General features: G+C 29.9%; 19 protein-coding genes, 2 tRNA genes and 1 pseudogene. All 22 read left to right on the top strand.

Annotated elements, in window-relative coordinates; translation table 11 throughout:
• Positions 1-14: 14 nt before the first annotated feature.
• Positions 15-191: pseudogene (locus JOD41_RS09270) on the top strand (ATP-binding protein); the annotation flags it as partial.
• The gene (locus tag JOD41_RS01540; protein WP_338046845.1) at positions 180-542 is read left to right on the top strand and encodes a magnesium chelatase subunit ChlI family protein; all 363 of its coding nucleotides are present in this window, start codon (positions 180-182) and stop codon (positions 540-542) included. The pseudogene JOD41_RS09270 and the gene JOD41_RS01540, both read left to right, overlap by 12 nt.
• Positions 543-1,622: a DNA-processing protein DprA gene (dprA, locus tag JOD41_RS01535; RefSeq protein WP_205051292.1), complete on the top strand. Its 1,080-nt coding sequence runs from the start codon at positions 543-545 to the stop codon at positions 1,620-1,622.
• A gap of 25 nt (positions 1,623-1,647) precedes the next feature.
• A complete protein-coding gene (topA, locus tag JOD41_RS01530; protein ID WP_239540851.1) occupies positions 1,648-3,717 on the top strand; it encodes a type I DNA topoisomerase in 2,070 nt (689 codons plus the stop codon).
• 3 nt (positions 3,718-3,720) lie between these two features.
• Positions 3,721-5,163, top strand: coding sequence for an ATPase, T2SS/T4P/T4SS family (locus tag JOD41_RS01525; protein ID WP_205051291.1), 1,443 nt, complete (start codon positions 3,721-3,723; stop codon positions 5,161-5,163).
• Entirely contained in the window at positions 5,160-6,329 is a 1,170-nt protein-coding gene (locus JOD41_RS01520; RefSeq protein ID WP_205051290.1) for a type II secretion system F family protein, read from the top strand. Before JOD41_RS01525 ends, JOD41_RS01520 begins: the two co-directional genes overlap by 4 nt.
• 9 nt (positions 6,330-6,338) lie before the next feature.
• Positions 6,339-6,722 (top strand): prepilin-type N-terminal cleavage/methylation domain-containing protein, encoded by a 384-nt coding sequence (locus JOD41_RS01515; RefSeq protein WP_205051289.1) that lies wholly within the window; start codon positions 6,339-6,341, stop codon positions 6,720-6,722.
• A 49-nt stretch (positions 6,723-6,771) separates the two neighbouring features.
• Positions 6,772-7,443: a prepilin peptidase gene (locus JOD41_RS01510; protein ID WP_239540848.1), complete on the top strand. Its 672-nt coding sequence runs from the start codon at positions 6,772-6,774 to the stop codon at positions 7,441-7,443.
• Between the two features lie 3 nt (positions 7,444-7,446).
• Positions 7,447-8,130: a hypothetical protein gene (locus tag JOD41_RS09135; protein WP_239540845.1), complete on the top strand. Its 684-nt coding sequence runs from the start codon at positions 7,447-7,449 to the stop codon at positions 8,128-8,130.
• Positions 8,123-8,731: a hypothetical protein gene (locus tag JOD41_RS09130; RefSeq protein ID WP_239540842.1), complete on the top strand. Its 609-nt coding sequence runs from the start codon at positions 8,123-8,125 to the stop codon at positions 8,729-8,731. Before JOD41_RS09135 ends, JOD41_RS09130 begins: the two co-directional genes overlap by 8 nt.
• 26 nt (positions 8,732-8,757) lie before the next feature.
• On the top strand, positions 8,758-9,744 hold the full coding sequence (locus JOD41_RS01500) for an AIR synthase family protein (RefSeq protein ID WP_205051287.1): 987 nt from the start codon (positions 8,758-8,760) through the stop codon (positions 9,742-9,744).
• Positions 9,745-9,812: 68 nt separating this feature from the next.
• Positions 9,813-11,132, top strand: coding sequence for an N-acetylmuramoyl-L-alanine amidase (locus tag JOD41_RS01495; RefSeq protein WP_205051286.1), 1,320 nt, complete (start codon positions 9,813-9,815; stop codon positions 11,130-11,132).
• A gap of 11 nt (positions 11,133-11,143) precedes the next feature.
• Positions 11,144-11,860 carry a ribonuclease PH gene (rph, locus tag JOD41_RS01490; protein ID WP_205051285.1) on the top strand — a complete coding sequence of 239 codons (717 nt, stop codon included), beginning with the start codon at positions 11,144-11,146 and terminating at the stop codon, positions 11,858-11,860.
• Positions 11,857-12,441 (top strand): RdgB/HAM1 family non-canonical purine NTP pyrophosphatase, encoded by a 585-nt coding sequence (gene rdgB / locus JOD41_RS01485; protein ID WP_205051284.1) that lies wholly within the window; start codon positions 11,857-11,859, stop codon positions 12,439-12,441. Before rph ends, rdgB begins: the two co-directional genes overlap by 4 nt.
• A 52-nt stretch (positions 12,442-12,493) precedes the next feature.
• Positions 12,494-12,570, top strand: a tRNA-His gene (locus tag JOD41_RS01480).
• 33 nt (positions 12,571-12,603) lie between these two features.
• A tRNA-Leu gene (locus JOD41_RS01475) sits at positions 12,604-12,690 on the top strand.
• A gap of 211 nt (positions 12,691-12,901) precedes the next feature.
• A complete protein-coding gene (locus JOD41_RS01470; RefSeq protein ID WP_205051283.1) occupies positions 12,902-13,624 on the top strand; it encodes an NfeD family protein in 723 nt (240 codons plus the stop codon).
• Positions 13,625-13,632: 8 nt separating this feature from the next.
• Entirely contained in the window at positions 13,633-14,625 is a 993-nt protein-coding gene (floA, locus tag JOD41_RS01465) for a flotillin-like protein FloA (protein ID WP_156702219.1), read from the top strand.
• Positions 14,625-15,257 (top strand): hypothetical protein, encoded by a 633-nt coding sequence (locus JOD41_RS01460; protein WP_205051282.1) that lies wholly within the window; start codon positions 14,625-14,627, stop codon positions 15,255-15,257. Before floA ends, JOD41_RS01460 begins: the two co-directional genes overlap by 1 nt.
• An 81-nt stretch (positions 15,258-15,338) precedes the next feature.
• Positions 15,339-16,352, top strand: a complete 1,014-nt coding sequence (locus JOD41_RS01455) for a PhoH family protein (RefSeq protein ID WP_205051281.1) — start codon at positions 15,339-15,341, stop codon at positions 16,350-16,352.
• Positions 16,352-16,798 (top strand): rRNA maturation RNase YbeY, encoded by a 447-nt coding sequence (gene ybeY, locus JOD41_RS01450; RefSeq protein ID WP_205051280.1) that lies wholly within the window; start codon positions 16,352-16,354, stop codon positions 16,796-16,798. The genes JOD41_RS01455 and ybeY overlap by 1 nt, the downstream gene beginning before the upstream one ends.
• 4 nt (positions 16,799-16,802) lie before the next feature.
• Positions 16,803-17,510 (top strand): diacylglycerol kinase, encoded by a 708-nt coding sequence (locus tag JOD41_RS01445; protein ID WP_205051279.1) that lies wholly within the window; start codon positions 16,803-16,805, stop codon positions 17,508-17,510.

Here is a 17,510-nt window from a genome sequence, read left to right as displayed (position 1 = left end):
ACACCAATGCAAGTGTAAGATATCCTGCAGATTTTCAGCTTGTTGTTGCATTAAATCCTTGCCCTTGTGGATATCACAATTCAAAGACTCATGAGTGCAATTGCTCGCCTTATGAAATTCAAAGATACCTCTCGAGAATTTCTCATCCACTTTTAGATAGAATTGACATTCACTTAGAAGTGCCGGAAGTTAATTATAAGGAAATTTCTTCTGAAAGATCTGGCGAAAGTTCTGAAGTCATTAGAGAAAGAGTAAAAAATGTTAGAGAAATTCAAAAAGATAGATTTAAAGATGAAATTTTTAAATACAATTCAGAAATTCCTGAAAAGAAATTAAAAAAATATTGTCATCTTGATGCTAATTCTGAAAAAATATTGGAACTTGCCTTTAAAAAATATGGCATGAGTGCTAGAACTTATAATAAAATTTTAAAAATAGCAAGGACCATTGCAGACATGGATGGCTGTGAAAACATAAAAGAAGATCATGTCTTGGAAGCTATTCAATATAGAACTATGGATAAGAAGTTTTGGGGTAATTAAATGAAGGAAAGAGACTTATTAATTTTTTTAAATGGAATAAATTTTTCCAGTGAAAATTCTCTTAAAATTTTAAATTATCTTTTGGATAAAAACATTCCTCTTGAGGATTTTGATAAGGTTGAATATTTAGAAGAAAAGATCTTGTCTAAGAGAAGTTATGACAGGCTAATAGATAAGACCCCAGATTTTGAATTAATAATTGAAAAAATTAATAAAAAAATCACTTCAATTGGAGTTGAAATCATTACGATTTTGGACGATGACTACCCAGAATCTCTTAGATATATTGAAGATCCTCCATCTCTTTTGTATGTCAAAGGTAACTTAAATATTTATAATCCTCTTGCCTTTGTCGGTGCAAGAAGTCATTCTTCTTACGGAAATATGGCTGTAAACAAAATAATTGATGCTATTAGCTCCTTTGATTTTACTATTGTAAGTGGAATGGCTTATGGAATTGATTCTCTTTCTCATAAGAGGGCTTTATTAAATAATTTAAACACTATTGCAGTTTTAGGAACGGGAATTGATGTTGTATATCCTAAGTCAAATAAGGCTCTTTATGAAGAAATTTCAGAAAAGGGTGCCATAATTAGTGAGTTCCCTCTTGGAACTTCTGCAAATAAATTTACTTTTCCCATGAGAAATAGAATTATATCTGGTCTTTCAAAGGTTGTAGTAGTTGTGGAAGCGAAAGACAAAAGTGGCAGTTTAATTACAGCAAGGCTTGCTGCTGAACAGGGCAAGGAAGTTTTTGCAGTGCCAGGAAATATTACCTCAATTTATTCTGTTGGGACAAATAAATTAATAAGAGATGGTGCAATTCCTCTTGTAGAAGTAAAAGATATTTTTGATTATTATCCTGAATTATCTAAAAACAAAGTTACTGAAGATAATATAGACTTAGATGCAGAGGAACTTTTAGTCTACAATTTGATAGAAAAGGGAATAAATAACACTAATGATATTTGCATTAATTTAAAGAATGAGGTATTTTATATAAATAAGATTTTGACGAAATTGGAACTAAAGGGAATTATTGAAAGAATATCTATGAATGAATTTCAAATTTTAAAATAGATTTTAGGAAGAAGGAGATGATATTTTGGCAAAAAATCTTGTAATTGTGGAGTCACCAACTAAGGCTAAGACAATAAAAAAGATGTTGGGAACTAGTTATAATGTAATAGCTTCTGTTGGTCATGTAAGAGATTTACCAAAATCCAAACTTGGTATTGATATAGAAAAAGATTTTGAACCCCAATATATGAACATTTACGGTAAGGGTCCTTTAATAAAAAAGATTAAAGCTGAAGCCAAAAAAGCTAATAGAATTATTCTTGCAACCGACCCCGATAGAGAAGGAGAAGCAATTTCTTGGCATCTTTCATATATTTTGGGCATGAATCCAGAAGATAAAAATAGAGTTACCTTTAACGAAATTACAAAAGATACAGTTAAGAGAGAAATAAAAAATCCAAGGGCAATAGACATGGACCTAGTGGATGCTCAACAAGCTAGACGTGAACTTGATAGGCTTGCGGGATATAAAATTTCTCCACTATTATGGAAAAAAGTTAAGGCTGGTCTTTCTGCTGGGCGTGTTCAATCTGCTGTATTAAAATTAATTTGCGATAGAGAAGATGAAATAAATAATTTCATCCCTGAAGAGTATTGGACTATTCAAGCAGACTTGCGTGCAGGAAGAAAAAAACTTCTTGCAGATTATTATGGAGTAAAGAAAAAGGGCAAGGCTAAAAAAATTGATTTAAAGACAGAAAAAGATGCAGATAGAGTTTTAAATGATATTGACAGAGATAAATTCCTTGTTGATTCTGTAAAAAAAGGAAAGAGAAATAGAAAATCTCCAAATCCTTTTACAACATCAACTATGCAACAAGAGGCTTCTAGGAGAATAAATTTTTCAACTAAAAAAACTATGATAGTGGCACAAAGTCTTTATGAAGGTGTGAAACTTCCAAAAGAAGGTTCCGTAGGTCTTATAACTTATATGAGAACTGACTCTATTAGAATATCAGATGAAGCAAAAAATGCTTGTCTAAATTTTATTGAAAAGAGTTATGGTAAGGAATATCTTGGCAAAAAGAAGACAGCTAGCAAAAAGAAAAGTGAAAATGTACAAGATGCCCATGAATGTATTAGACCAACTGATGTAACAAAAACTCCTTATTCAATTAAGGATTCACTTTCAAAGGATGAGTTTAAATTATATTCTCTAATTTGGAAGAGATTTGTGTCTTCCCTTATGTCAGATGCAATTTACGACACAGTTTCTTCAGATATTTTATCAAATTCTGAAATATTTAGAGTTTCTGGCTCAACTTTATATTTTGATGGATTTTTAAGAGTCTATGAATATTCAAATGAAAAAAATACTGACCTTCCTCCACTTGAAGAAGGACAAATTTTAAAGCTTAAAGAAATAAATAAGGAACAACACTTTACAAATCCACCTCCAAGATATAACGAAGCTTCCCTTATTAAAGAACTTGAAGCCTTGGGAGTTGGAAGGCCTTCCACTTATGCACCTACAATTTCAACTCTAAAAAGTAGATACTATGTAGTGCTTGAAGAAAAGAAATTTGTGCCTACTGAACTTGGTCACACAGTTAATGAAATTTTGGTAGAAAATTTTGATAATTTAGTTGATAAAAAATTTACTGCAGAAATGGAATTTGAACTAGATGAAATTGCTGCAGGAAGAAAACAATGGAAGGAACTTGTAAGATCTTTTTATGGTGATCTAAAAAAAGATTTGGATAAGGCCTATGAAAATATAGAAAAAGTTGAAATAGAAGATCCAGTAACAGATGTAATATGTGATAAATGCGGCAGAAACATGGTTATAAAAATGGGAAGATATGGAAAGTTTTTAGCTTGCCCAGGTTTTCCAGATTGCAGAAATACAAAGCCACTAGTAGAAAAAATTGGTGTTAAATGTCCAAAATGTGGCCATGGGGAAATTGTCGTCAAGAGAAGTAAAAAAGGTAGAATTTTTTATGGTTGTGATAATTATCCTAAGTGCGAATTTGTGTCTTGGAATAAGCCCATTAATGAAAAGTGTCCAAAGTGCCATAGTATTTTGACAGAAATGAAATCTAAGGGCAAAAAAATTATTAAGTGTAGTAACGACAAATGTGATTACAGGAGATAGGCTGTGAATAAATTTTCTTTTGAAATTAAGGATATATTTGGAGAAAATTATTGTAGGAAAAATTTTATAGCTCCTGCTAGAGAAGAGGGCAATAGTCTTGTCTTCTACTCTATACATATTGATGATATTTTAAAATATAACCTTGAACAAAAATTACAGAGAGAGGTAATTTTAGAAGAAAGTTCTAAAGAAAAAATTTTAGAAGAATTAGATAAAATTTATAAAGATGAGAAAAAAGATTTTCTTTTAGAAGACATAAATTCAAATTACGAAGATTTACTAGTAATAGGTGATGAGGAAAAAGAAGATTCCCCAGCAGTTCGTTTGCTAGATTATATTTTAAGAGAAAGTATCGAGAAAAACGCTAGCGATATTCATATTGAGCCAAGATTTGAAAAGATTGTTGTTAGAATAAGGATTGATGGAGCTTTAAACAAATTAATTGAACTTCCAAAAAAGATTTATCCTCACCTTGTGACTAGAATAAAAATATTATCTGGATTAGATATTTCTGAAAAGAGGCTACCTCAAGATGGTAGATTTAGTTTTACTTTTTCGGAGGAAAAAATAGATATTAGAGTTGCAACAACACCAACTGGAAATGCTGAAAAAATTGTACTTAGAATTTTAGATATTCAAAGAATTTCATACACACCAGAAGGTATTGGTCTTCTTAATGATAATTATGAAAAAGTTATGAGTTTAATTAGTCAGCCATCAGGTCTTATTCTTATTTGTGGTCCAACATCTTCTGGAAAAACTTCAACCTTATATACACTTCTTAGAAAAATTCAAAATGAAGAATTAAATATAATGACAATAGAAGATCCAATTGAATATAAAATTGATGGAATAAATCAAATTGAAGTCAACCCAAACACAGGTCTTTCCTTTGAAAAAGGATTAAAGGCAATTTTAAGAATGGACCCTGATAAAATTATGATTGGTGAAATAAGAAATGAAGACACTGCACATATAGCAATTTCATCTTCTATTACTGGGCACTTAGTTTTATCAACTCTTCATACAGAATCGTCACCGGCATCAATTGGAAGACTAATTGATATGGGAATCGAGCCTTATTTAATTTCAGCTGGCTTAATTGGAGTAATTTCCCAAAGACTTATAAGAAAACTATGTCCTCATTGCAGAGAAAAAATAAAAAACACAAATCCTTTAATTGACAGTGAATATATTTACAAGGCAAAGGGTTGTAGTAAATGCAATGGAGGATACAAGGGAAGAATTGCTGTTTTTGAAATTATGATTATAGATAGTGAAATTCGCGACATGATTAGCAGAAAAGAAAATGTAAAAAACATAAAAAACCTTGCAATAGAAAAGGGCATGAATACACTTTCTAGTGAAATTTTAAAATTAATTGAAAAGGGCGAAACTAGTTTCGACGAATACTACAAAAACATTCATACCGTTGGTGAATTATGATTTACAAATATAAGGCCTTTAAAGGCAGTGAAAAAATAAAGGGAAATATTGACGCCACAAGTATAAAAGATGCCAAGGAAAATTTAAAAAGAGATGGACTAAGACCAATAAAAATCGAAGAAAATATTGAGTCTACTAATTCCTTAGATTTTAATAGAAAATTTAAAAATGAAGATTTATACATTCTATTTAGAGAACTTTCTCTCTTAATAAGTTCGGGGATAAGTTTAGAAACTGCCTTTGAAATTTTAAACTCAGAATTTTCTAAAGATAAGGGTAAAATTCTAAATAGTCTAAGGGATAATTTGAGAAGTGGGACTTCTCTTACAGAATCCGTAGAGGCTACAAAAGCCTTCCCCAATTTAGTAGTTAATATGATTTATGTTGGGGAAAACACATCTAGCCTTGGAAAAATTTTTAACTCCTTGTCAAATTATTACATAAAAAAGAGAGAAACAAATTCAAAAATAATTGAAGCCTTGGCTTATCCAATAATTCTACTTATTACTTCTGTTTTTGTAATTAATTTTTTGATTATAAACGTAATTCCTAGTTTTGGCGAAATTTTTTCTGCTAATGACAATTTATTGCCACTACCAACTAGAATATTATTAAATTTCTCAAACTTTATGTATAAAAATTATATTTTTGTGATTATAATTCTATTAATTATCATGACAATTATATTAATTTATCACAGAAAAAATCCAAGAACATTTCACAAGTTATTTTTAAAATCAAAATATTATAAAATGACAAAAAGTTTAAAATTTACTTTTAATATGGATTTATTACTAGGAGCGGGAATAACAGTTGATAGAAGTTTAGAAATAATTTCATCAATGGAAGATAATGTGGTTTTAAAGGAGAAATTTCGAGAAATTTTATTTGACATAAAATCTGGAGAATCTTTTTATAATAGTACAAATAAAATAAAAATATTTCCAAAAATTTTAGTTTCTATGATAAGAGTTGGAGAAGAATCCTCAAATTTAAAAGAAGTTTTTGAAATTATGTCGGAATTCTATGGAGAAGAATTAAATTCTTATAATAAGAAATTTTTTGGAATTCTTGGTCCAATTTTAATAATTTTTATGGCATTGATAATTGGATTTATAGTGCTATCAATTGCACTTCCAATTTTTGATATGGTAAATCAATTTTAGGAGGCTTTTATGAAATTAAAAAAAAGACAAAGAGGTTTTACGCTTATTGAACTTGTAATAGTAATAGCAATTATAGCAATTTTAATTTCAATTGCAGCTATGAAGTACAGCACAGCAAATCTTGCAGCCGAGGCAGCTGCCCACAATTCTAATGTAAAAGTTTTAAAGAGTGCAGGTATTTTATACTTAATTGATCATCCTGATGTAAAAAATGATCTTTCTCTTAAAGCTTTGAAGCCATACCTTGAAGGAGGAAAAATTCCTAAGCCTGCGAAACATTTAAGTGGCGCAAAAGATTTTACAGTAACTGCAACTGATGACGGCGATGTGGAAGTTAAGCCAGGAATGATAAAAGTTTCAGGGAAATCTTTAGTTGAAGAAAATGGAAAGTAATTTTTACAAACTTTTTATAGGCTTTTTAATTTTTATGCTGGGAGGTTCCTTGGCATCCTTTTATGATGTTTTTATCATGAGAAGAGAAAAAAATGAAAATTTTATATGGGAGAGAAGTCACTGCGACTCCTGCCATAGGAATTTAAAGTTTTATGAATTAATACCAGTCTTTTCTTATATTTTTCTTGGCGGAAAGTGTAAAACTTGTGGAGAAAAAATTGGGAAAGATAAATTTTTAGCTGAAATTTTAATTTCAAGCCTCTCAGTTTTTGCTTTTTTAAAATATGATTTGTCTATCCAAAGTTTTTTACTTATTGGAATAATTACAGTGGCAACTTTTATTGGAATAATAGATTACAAAATTGGATTTATTTATAATCTAGACCTCTTAATAATTTTAATTTTTACTTTACTTTTAAAATTATTTTTAGGAGAAAATATTTTTAACTCCTTAAAATTCTCCCTTGGCATGGGAATGATTTTTTATGCCTTATATAAATTTACAGGAATGATGGGATTTGGCGATGTACTTTATTCCTTTATTATGGGAATTTTTGCAAATAATATTTTAGATGCTTTTATAATATTTAAAGATGCCTTTGTTATAGGAGCAGTTTTTTCTATAATTTTAATTTTATTAAAGAAAAAGAATTTTAAAGATTCAATTGCCTTTGGACCCTTTATTAGCATAGCAATTATTATTTTCATATTGTACAGGTGAAACATGTTTCAAAAAAATATTACAAAAATTATAATTAATGACGGTTTAATAAAAATAAATACAAATAAGAAAGAAGAGTTAAATATTTCCTTACCTTATAAAATTTTTAGGGATGGAGAAATTTTAGATTATCATCATTTTTTCTATAAGTTTAGTAAAATTTTAGAAAAAATAGATTTTGAGAAGAATGATAATTTAATTTTAATATTTGGCTCTTCTTCTTTTATTCACATAAATTATAAAATTCCTGAAATCGATGATAGTGAGATAAAAGATTTTCTCGCCTTAGAACTTGAAGATTATGGGGATTTTGATTTATCAGACTATGAAATTTTTTACGACTATGAAAAAGAAAATAAAATTTTAAATTTATCCATTGATTTAGTTCCTAGGAAATTAATTTTAAAATTAAGGGAAGTTTTGGATAAATTAGAAATAAAAAACTTTGAAATAATTCCAGAAGCACAGTCCATAAAAAAAGATGGAAAATTCCTTGAGATTAATCCAAGATATATAAAATTTATGTCTGTAAAAAATAATCTTGTAAATTTCTATAAAAAGATTTACGACGAGAATATAGAAAAATTAATTGATGACAACAATTTGGAAGAAGAAAATGCAAGTAACATAATAAACCTTCGATATGACCCAGAAGAAACAAAAATTGACGAGGATTTTTTTGTTTAGATACATTAATTATTTTATAAATCACATAAAAGAAATGGAAAATTTTTCTAAAGGTGAAGAAGTATATTTATTTGGAAATATTTGCGATTCAAAGGAAATTAAAGATGCACTATTATCCTATAGCAATTTAAAATATAAAATATTAGAAGTAGGTATCCATAATAAAGCTTCTATAAAAAGAGAGAAAAAAGAAAAAAATATAAGGAAAAAGAAAAACCCAATTAATTTGATTCTTGCCCTTGCCATGGCAGCTATAATATTTTTTAATGTACTATATTATTTTAATCTAAAAAAAGAAAATGAAATAAGTTTAAAAGATATTAAAGATGTAAAAAATGAAGAAGTAGAAGAAATTGATACATCAAGTGATAAATTTCAAGAGAGAAATAAAATTTTTATTGATAAAATTTCTGAAATTCAAAAATTAGAAGATAAGGATTTAATTATTACAAATTATTATTTTGACAATGGAAAGATGATAGTTAATGGAATTGTTAAAGACGAAGACTATTTTAACAAGGTCTTTTCTGACATAAATATTTTAAGTAAAAATTTCTATAAGGAAAATGGATTTTATAAATTTGAAATACAGATAAAATAATTGTAAAATTCTATGGGGTGTTAAATTTGGAAATAGGAAAATTAAAAACTGAATTGTTAGAAAAATATATTTTTAACAAATTAAGTTCAAATAGAGAAGAAGTAATAGTAAAAAGTGGAACTGGACTAGATTGTGCTGTTATGGATTTTGCTGGAGATTTAATTGTAGCTTCAACAGATCCAATAACAGGGGCATCAAAAAATATTGGTTCCCTTGCAATAAATGTTTCTGTAAACGACGTAAGCTGCCAATGCGCTGATCCAGTTGGTCTTTTAATGACAGTTTTAATTCCACCAAGTGCTAGTCTTGAGGACTTAAAAGAAATTATTGAAGATGCTAATAATACAGCAAAAAAATTAAATGTAGATATAATTGGAGGTCACACAGAAATAACTGATGCAGTAAATAAAATTTTAATTTCAACAACTGTTTTAGGAAGGGTTAATAAAAAAAATATGCCAGATATAAAAAGTATTAAAGCTGGAGATGTTATAGCTGTATCTAAATATGTAGGTATAGAAGGCACAAGTATTATTTCTAATGAAAAAGATGAAGTTAAAGAAATTTTATCTCAAAAAGAATTAGAATTTGCAAAATCTCTTTCACAAGATATTTCTGTTCTAAAAGAATCAAGACTTGCTTCAAAATATGGAGTAAAGCATATGCATGATATAACTGAAGGAGGTCTTTATGGCGCACTTTGGGAAACAGGAGTTGCTCTTGGTCATGGTCTAAGAATTTATTATGATGATATACCTCTTCTTGATGAGACAAATAAAATTGCAGAATTTTATGGAATTGATCCAATGAGACTTATTTCAAGTGGAAGTATGCTCATGATTTTTGATAAAGATAAGTATAAAGATTTTAAAAATGAAGCAGAAAAAAATGGAATAAAAATAAGTGAGATTGGAGAAGTTACTGAAGAAAAATCCACTCAAGTAATAGCTAATGACCAAATATTAATTCTTTCTGAACCAGGTTCTGATGAGCTTTACAAGGTAATCGATTAAATATTACAATTTGGTTACAATGTTGACAAATTAGTTAATCATATATAAACTTTAACTAGGTGAATTAAATGAAAAAAATTATTAAAATATCAATTTTGTTTATATCAATGTTAATTACTCCAGTTTTTGCTGCAAATACTTTTAATGTAAGTATAGGAAATAAAGACTACAAAGTAAAAGAAGCAGGAGTACTAATTAATGAAGATTCATTAAAAACAGATTTTTCTCCTTATGTAAAAGAGGGAAGAACTTTTGTACCAATAAGAGAAATTACAGAAAAACTTGGTGCCGATGTAAAGTGGAATGGAAAGGATAAAAGCATAAAGATTACCTTAAATGGTGATGTTATAAATATGCAAATTGACAATTCAAAGGTTACAGTTAATGACAAAAAAATTGAATTAGACCGTGCGCAAGCACCACAACTTGCCTTATATAGTAAGCCAAGAAAAGAAACTAAAACAATGGTACCTCTTAGATTTATATCTGAGACTTTTGGTTACAATGTTGATTGGAACAATGATAAAGTAAGAGCAGAAATCAGCACTGAAAAAACAGATTCCATAGTTGAAGATAAAATAAATAAGGACAAAAACAATAAGAAAAAAACTAAAAATTCAAAAAACTCAAAAGTTAATTCAAAATCAATTTTTAATGACAATTTTTTCCAATCAAACGTTGAAAAAAAAGAAACTAAAAATATAAAAAATCAAATCAATAAAGGTAATGAAGACAAAATTTTTGAAGAGGCAGATCTTGACCTTAAAGAAAAGAAGAATAGAGTTATAAAAGATAAGATTGAAATTAATGGCAAGCTAAATATTGTAATAGATCCTGGTCACGGTGGCAAGGATTCTGGTGCAATTGCTGTCGATGGTTATACTTATGAAAAAGATTTAAGTTTATTGGTTGCAGAAAATTTAATGGAAAAATTAAATGAAAATTCTGAAATCAATGCAAGAATTACAAGGACAAGAGATGAATACATCAAATTATTAGATAGAGCCTCTGTGTCAAATGATAACAATGCAGATTTATTCTTGTCAATTCACTTCAATAGTTCTGATAACTCTAGTGCAAAAGGTATAGAAGTTCTTTATGCATCTGAAAAAAATATTGCAATTAAAGATACTGTTCAAAAACATTTTGCTAATTGTTTACAAAAGGCACTCATCAGGGAAACTGGAGCAGTGGATCGTGGAATTAAAAATACACCAGCTATAATTGTGTTAAATAAAACAAAAAATGTTTCCGCCCTTGTTGAGTTAGGATTTTTGTCAAACGAAAGTGATTTAGAAAATATTAAGGATCCTGACTACATTGATAAATTAGCTAAAGGCATCTATAATGGTATAGAAGACTACATGAATAGCTATGTTATTAAATGAGAAAGGGAATTATGAGAGAAGATAGACAAAACGACGAAATAAGAGAAATTAAAATAAGACCAAATTATCTGGAACACCCAGATGGTTCGGTCTTAATTGAATGTGGAGATACAAAAGTTATTTGTACAGCCATGATTGAAAATAAAGTTCCAACATTTTTAAGAGGTAAGAACAAAGGCTGGCTATCAAGTGAGTATTCTATGCTTCCTGGATCAACACCAACTAGGAAAGTAAGAGACATATCTAAGGGTAAGCTTGATGGAAGAAGCAGCGAGATTTCAAGATTAATTGGAAGATCACTCAGGTCTTCAATAGATTTAGATAAAATTGGCGAAAGAACAATTTGGATTGACTGCGATGTAATATCTGCTGATGGCGGAACTAGAACAGCATCTATTACAGGGTCTTACATTGCCTTAAAAATTGCAGTAAAAAAAGCACTAGAAAGTGGAAAATTTGAAGAAGATCCAATGAAATCTAAGGTAGCTGCAATAAGCGTTGGAAAAGTAAATGGAATAAATTTAGTTGATTTAGATTTTAAAGAAGATTCCAATGCCGATGTTGATTTAAATGTTGTCATGAATGACAAATTTGAACTAATTGAAATTCAAGGAACAGGTGAAGGAGACACTTTTACCATTGATGAATTAAATGAATTTTTAAAGGGTGCAAAAAGAGGCATAGAAGATATATTTAGATATTTTGAAATATTGGAGCAATATATATGAGGAAGATTGTTTTATCGACAGACAACAAAAATAAGTTAAGAGAAATAAGAGAAATTTTAGAAGATATTGATGTAAAAATTTATGGAAAGTCTGATATAGATGGCATGGATTTTGAAGTTATTGAAGATGGAGACACCTTATATGACAATGCTCTAAAGAAAGCCTCTGCCATGGCAGAAAGAGTTGACTGTGCAGTTCTAGCAGATGATACAGGTTTATTTGTTAATGCCCTTGCTGGCGAACCAGGAGTTCACTCTGCAAGATATGCATCAGAACATGACGATAAAAAAAATAGAGAAAAACTATTAAATAATCTTAAAGATAAAGATGACAGAAGTGCATATTTTAAGACAGAAATAATTTTAATTGACGAAGAAAAAAATATTATTCCTATAGAGGGAGTTTGTCCTGGAAAAATTTCTCTTGAAGAAAAGGGAGAAAATGGATTTGGCTATGACAGCATCTTTATACCAGAAGGTTTTGATAAAACTTTTGCTGAGATGAGTCACGAAGAAAAAAATGAAATTAGTCATAGATCAAGAGCTTTAAAAAATCTTCGAGATAAACTTTCTAAATTGTAAAAATTTATTGACAAAATATATATGTTTTGTTAATATGTATTTATTGTTCGTGGTGGGTATGGCCTAGCTGGTTAAGGCGTCAGATTGTGGTCCTGAAGATCGTGGGTTCGATTCCCACTATCCACCCCACAATATTAGAAGTGCCTGGCACTTCTTTTTTTTGCTAGAGTGGCGGAATTGGCAGACGCACCAGACTCAAAATCTGGCGGTCGCAAGATCGTGTGGGTTCAAGTCCCACCTTTAGCACCAAGAATGTGTATCACTTTTAATCAACTTTTGTTTGCGATTAAGTGATACACTTTTTTTTTAATTTTGAAACTACTATAGAAAAATTGTTATATTTTCATTTTACATTAATTTGTTTTTGTCAAATATTATAAAACTTTACAATATCTTAAAGTTTTTTTCGGTTATTGATAAAAAATTATGGGTAAAAAAGCTATAAGTGGAGGAGGTCAATTTGAAAAATTTTAAAAAATATTTTTATATTCTTCCTTTTTTTATGCTGGCAACAAATTTTGTTTACGCAGCTAAGGAGAATAGTTTAGCAGAAAGTATTTTTTCCAATGATTACATTTTCACAATCTTACTTATTGTTGCAATAGTTGGAGCTGTGCTTGAAATTTTGACTCCAGGTTTTGGCCTTGGTGGTATTGTTTCTATTGCTGCCTTTGCAATTTTCTTTTGGGGCAATATTTACATGGGAAATACTAATTGGTTCGAGATTTTATTATTTGTCTTGGGACTTTTACTTCTTGCCTTTGAAATAATGATACCAGGTTTTGGAGTTGCAGGAATTAGTGGAATACTTGCAATTTCTGCTGCCATAGTTTTATCAATGAAAGATATTTACTTTGCTATTTTTTCTCTTGCCATTGCCCTTGTAATTGCTATAGCTTTGGGGGTTGCTCTTTTTAAGAGGGGAATTGATTCAGAAGTAATAAATCGACTTAGACTTTTTACTGAAAGCTCAACTGAAAAAGGTTATGTGGGAGTGAAAAGTGAAGAAGTAAAACTTGGAGATGTACTTATAACAAAGACAGCATTAAGACCAACTGGTTATGCAAATTTTCATGAAGAAAAAATAGAAGTTATTTCAGATGTTGGTTTTATTGGAAAAAATGAAGAAGTTAGAGTAGTTAGAATTAGCGGCGCAAGAGTTTTCGTCGAAAAAAATAATTAGGAGGATTTATGAATTTTTATCCCTTTGGAAGTATTATAGTTATAGTCTTAATTTTTATATTTATATCCATATTTTTGTCCTTTGTTCCTATTGGACTATGGGTGACAGCATTTTTCTCTGGTGTAAAAATTAGAATTTCAGAACTTATTGGTATGAAACTAAGAAGAGTAAAGCCTTCAAGAATTGTTAGACCTGCAATTAAGGCAACTAAGGCTGGTTTAAATCTTGAAATTGCTAGCCTTGAAGCTCATTATCTTGCAGGTGGTAATGTAAATACTCTTGTAGATGCTCTTATTGCTGCTCAAAGAGCAAATATTCCTCTACAATTTGAAAGAGCTGCTGCAATTGATCTTGCTGGTAGAGATGTTCTTGAAGCTGTACAAGTCTCAGTTAACCCAAAGGTTATTGAAACTCCAAATATCTCTGCAGTTGCTCAAGATGGTATTGAAGTCATTGTAAAGGCGAAGGTAACTGTAAGAGCGAATATTGAAAGACTTGTAGGTGGTGCAGGTGAACAAACTATTATAGCAAGAGTTGGAGAAGGTATTGTAACAACTGTTGGTTCATCTCTAAGCTATAAGGCTGTTTTGGAAAATCCAGATTCTATTTCTAGAGTAGTTCTTGATAAGGGTCTTGACTCTGGTACTGCTTATGAAATTTTATCAATTGATATAGCCGATGTTGATGTTGCAAGAAATATTGGTGCAAGACTTCAAACGGATCAAGCTGAAGCAGACAAGAGAATTTCTGAGGCTAAGGCAAGTGAAAGACGCGCTATGGCTCTTGCTCGTGAACAAGAAATGAAGGCTGAAGTTGAAGCTATGAGGGCTAAGGTTGTTGAAGCTGAATCACAAGTTCCTATTGCCATGGCTGAAGCTTTAAAAAGTGGTAATTTAGGTGTCTTTGATTATTATAAAATGAAAAATATAAATTCTGATACTGATATGAGAAATTCTATCTCAAAAATTTCTGATAAAAATCCTAAAAAGGACAATAAATAATGAATCCTATGCTTAGTATTTTTATTGCAATAATTTCTCTAATGCCTGCAATTATTTTCGTAATCTTTTTTAAGATATTGCTTACTATTTTAAATAGGGGCAAAAAAAAATTTAAGGAAGATTTTCATGAAGATGGAAGAGATATTAAAAACTCTAAAAATCTAAATAGAGATAGAAGATCAGACGCAGATACACTGGCAAATGAGATAAAAAGAATAATCAAAGAAGAGAGAGAAAAAGAAAAGAATAAAAAGAATTCTAAAGATGAATCTAAGAGAAATCATAAAAATATTTTAATAGACAAAGACCCAAAACTTTCTCAAAGAAAAGTAAAGGAAAAACTTTTAGAAGAGAAAAAAAGTAGGGAAGACAAAACTTCTGGTGAAAACTTGTCTGAAACTTACAATCTTGAAAACACCTACAATCTTTCTGAAACATATAATTTGGAAAAAGATGGTGGAAAGATAATTGACAGTGAATTTATAAAAGAATGTGAGTCAGATCAAGTTTTTTACGATGATGAAGACCTAGATAAGAATATTTTTATAAATTTTTTAGATTTTGGCGAAGAAGATTTGCCGAAAATTATTGTTTATAAAGAAATTTTCGACGAGCCTTTAGGTCTTAGATAAATAGTGGCTTGCTTTTCATAATCTATGGAAAAGTAAGCCTTTTTGTGGTATTATAATAGTCTAGTTTAAGGGGGTATATATTTGGCAAAAGTGGAAAGTTCCATTGATATTAATGACATTAATTTATTGTCAATTGTCTTTGGCAAATTAGACGAAAACATTGGTCTCATTGAAAAGGAATTAGATGTATCTATTAAATCAAAAAATGATAAAGTTTTAATATATGGCGAAGAAGAAAAAGTTGAGGACGCCACACTTTTACTAAAGAATTTAATTGAAACTGCTAAAAAACAAAAAAGTTTAAGTCTTTCAGATGTTAGATATTCTATTTCTCTAATAAAAAATAATGAGAAGAGACCAGTGTCTGAACTTTTAAAGGACACTGTGGTTTATACTTCTATGGGTAAGCCCATAAGGGCAAAGACTTTAGGTCAAAAGAGATATATTGATAGCATTAATAACAACGATATTGTATTTGGAATTGGACCTGCGGGTACTGGTAAAACTTATCTTGCAATGGCAGCAGCGGTTCGTGCTTTTAAGTCGAAGGAAGTTAATAGAATAATTTTAACAAGGCCTGCTGTAGAAGCTGGAGAAAACTTAGGATTTTTGCCAGGGGATTTGCAAAATAAAGTTGACCCATATTTGAGACCACTTTATGATGCTCTCTTTGAAATACTTGGACATGATACCTACAACAATTTATTTGAAAAAGGACTTATTGAAGTAGCACCTCTTGCTTATATGAGAGGTAGAACTCTTGACTCTGCCTTTGTAATACTTGATGAAGCTCAAAACACAACTAATGAACAAATGAAGATGTTTTTGACTCGTCTTGGCTACGGTTCTAAGGCAATAATAACAGGTGATGTCACTCAAATAGACCTTCCTCGTGGCAAACAATCAGGACTTAAAACTGTACTTAGAATTCTTGCTGGAGTTAAGGGAATAGGAATAACTTATTTAAATAAAAATGATATTGTAAGACATCCTCTAGTTCAAAGAATTATTGATGCCTACGAAAAATACGAAAAAACTAGAGAAAAGGCAGATAAAGTAATAGAAGATAAAAAGTCAAAAAGTTGGGAAAAATAATGGAAATTTATTACGACGATAGACAAAATGATATAGAAATTACTGAAGAAATAAAAAATTTAATTGAAAAATCTATTGCTGCTGTTTTAAAAGTGGAAAATTTAGATCAAAATGTTGAAGTTTCAGTTTCTTTTGTTGGCGATGATGAGATTAGAGATTTAAATAGAGACTACAGAGGCGTGGATAAAAGCACAGACGTCTTATCTTTTCCCATGGACGATGAATTTATTATAGACAATAGAATTCTCGGAGATGTTATAATAAATACTAGAAGAGTAATGGAGCAAGCTGAAGAACTTGGTCACTCCAATGAGAGAGAACTATCTTATTTGACAGTTCATAGCATTCTTCATCTTTTAGGGTATGATCACATGGAAGATGAGGATAAAAAAGAAATGAGAGAGAGAGAAAAACTCGCAATGAAGGAGCTTTCTATTTACAGGTGATTTTATGAAAAAAGGACGATTTATATCTTCATTTAATTATGCAGTCCAAGGAATTATTTCTGTTCTAAAGACAGAGAGAAACATGAAGTTTCACTACCTTGCTGCTCTTGGAATAATTATTCTATCTCTTTTTTTTGATATATCATCTACAGAATTTTTGTTGATGTTATTTTCTATAACTCTAGTGGTTTTTGCAGAGATGATAAATACTGCAATTGAAAGGACAATTGATTTAGTTGTTCAAGAGTATAATCCTATTGCGAAATATGTAAAGGATGTATCAGCTGGAGCAGTTTTAATTACTGCAATAAATGCTCTTGTCGTTTTTTACTTAGTTTTTTATGACAAATTCGCTTCCTTTGGAGATTTACTTTTATTTAAGATTAAGAACATGCCAAATCATTTGGCCTTTGTGTCACTACTAATAATAATTATAGCTACAGTTGGGGCAAAACTTTTAATGGCAAAAAAAAGTGGAGGTACATATTTTCAAGGGGGAGGACTTAGTGGTCACTCTGCAGTATCTTTTTGTGCAGCCACTATTATTACTATGATTGCAGAAAATTCTCTTGTGACACTTTGTTCCTTTGGACTTGCCTTTTTAGTTGCTGAAAGTCGTGTAGAAGGAAAAATCCACAAGGTTTCTGAAGTAGTGGTGGGTGCAATACTTGGAGTATGCGTTGCAATATTTGTATTTAAGGTAGTTGGTTAA

It is taken from the genome of Peptoniphilus gorbachii (assembly GCF_016908115.1).
Lineage (GTDB): Bacteria > Bacillota > Clostridia > Tissierellales > Peptoniphilaceae > Peptoniphilus_A > Peptoniphilus_A gorbachii.
This window is presented reverse-complemented; position numbering and strand designations above follow the sequence as displayed.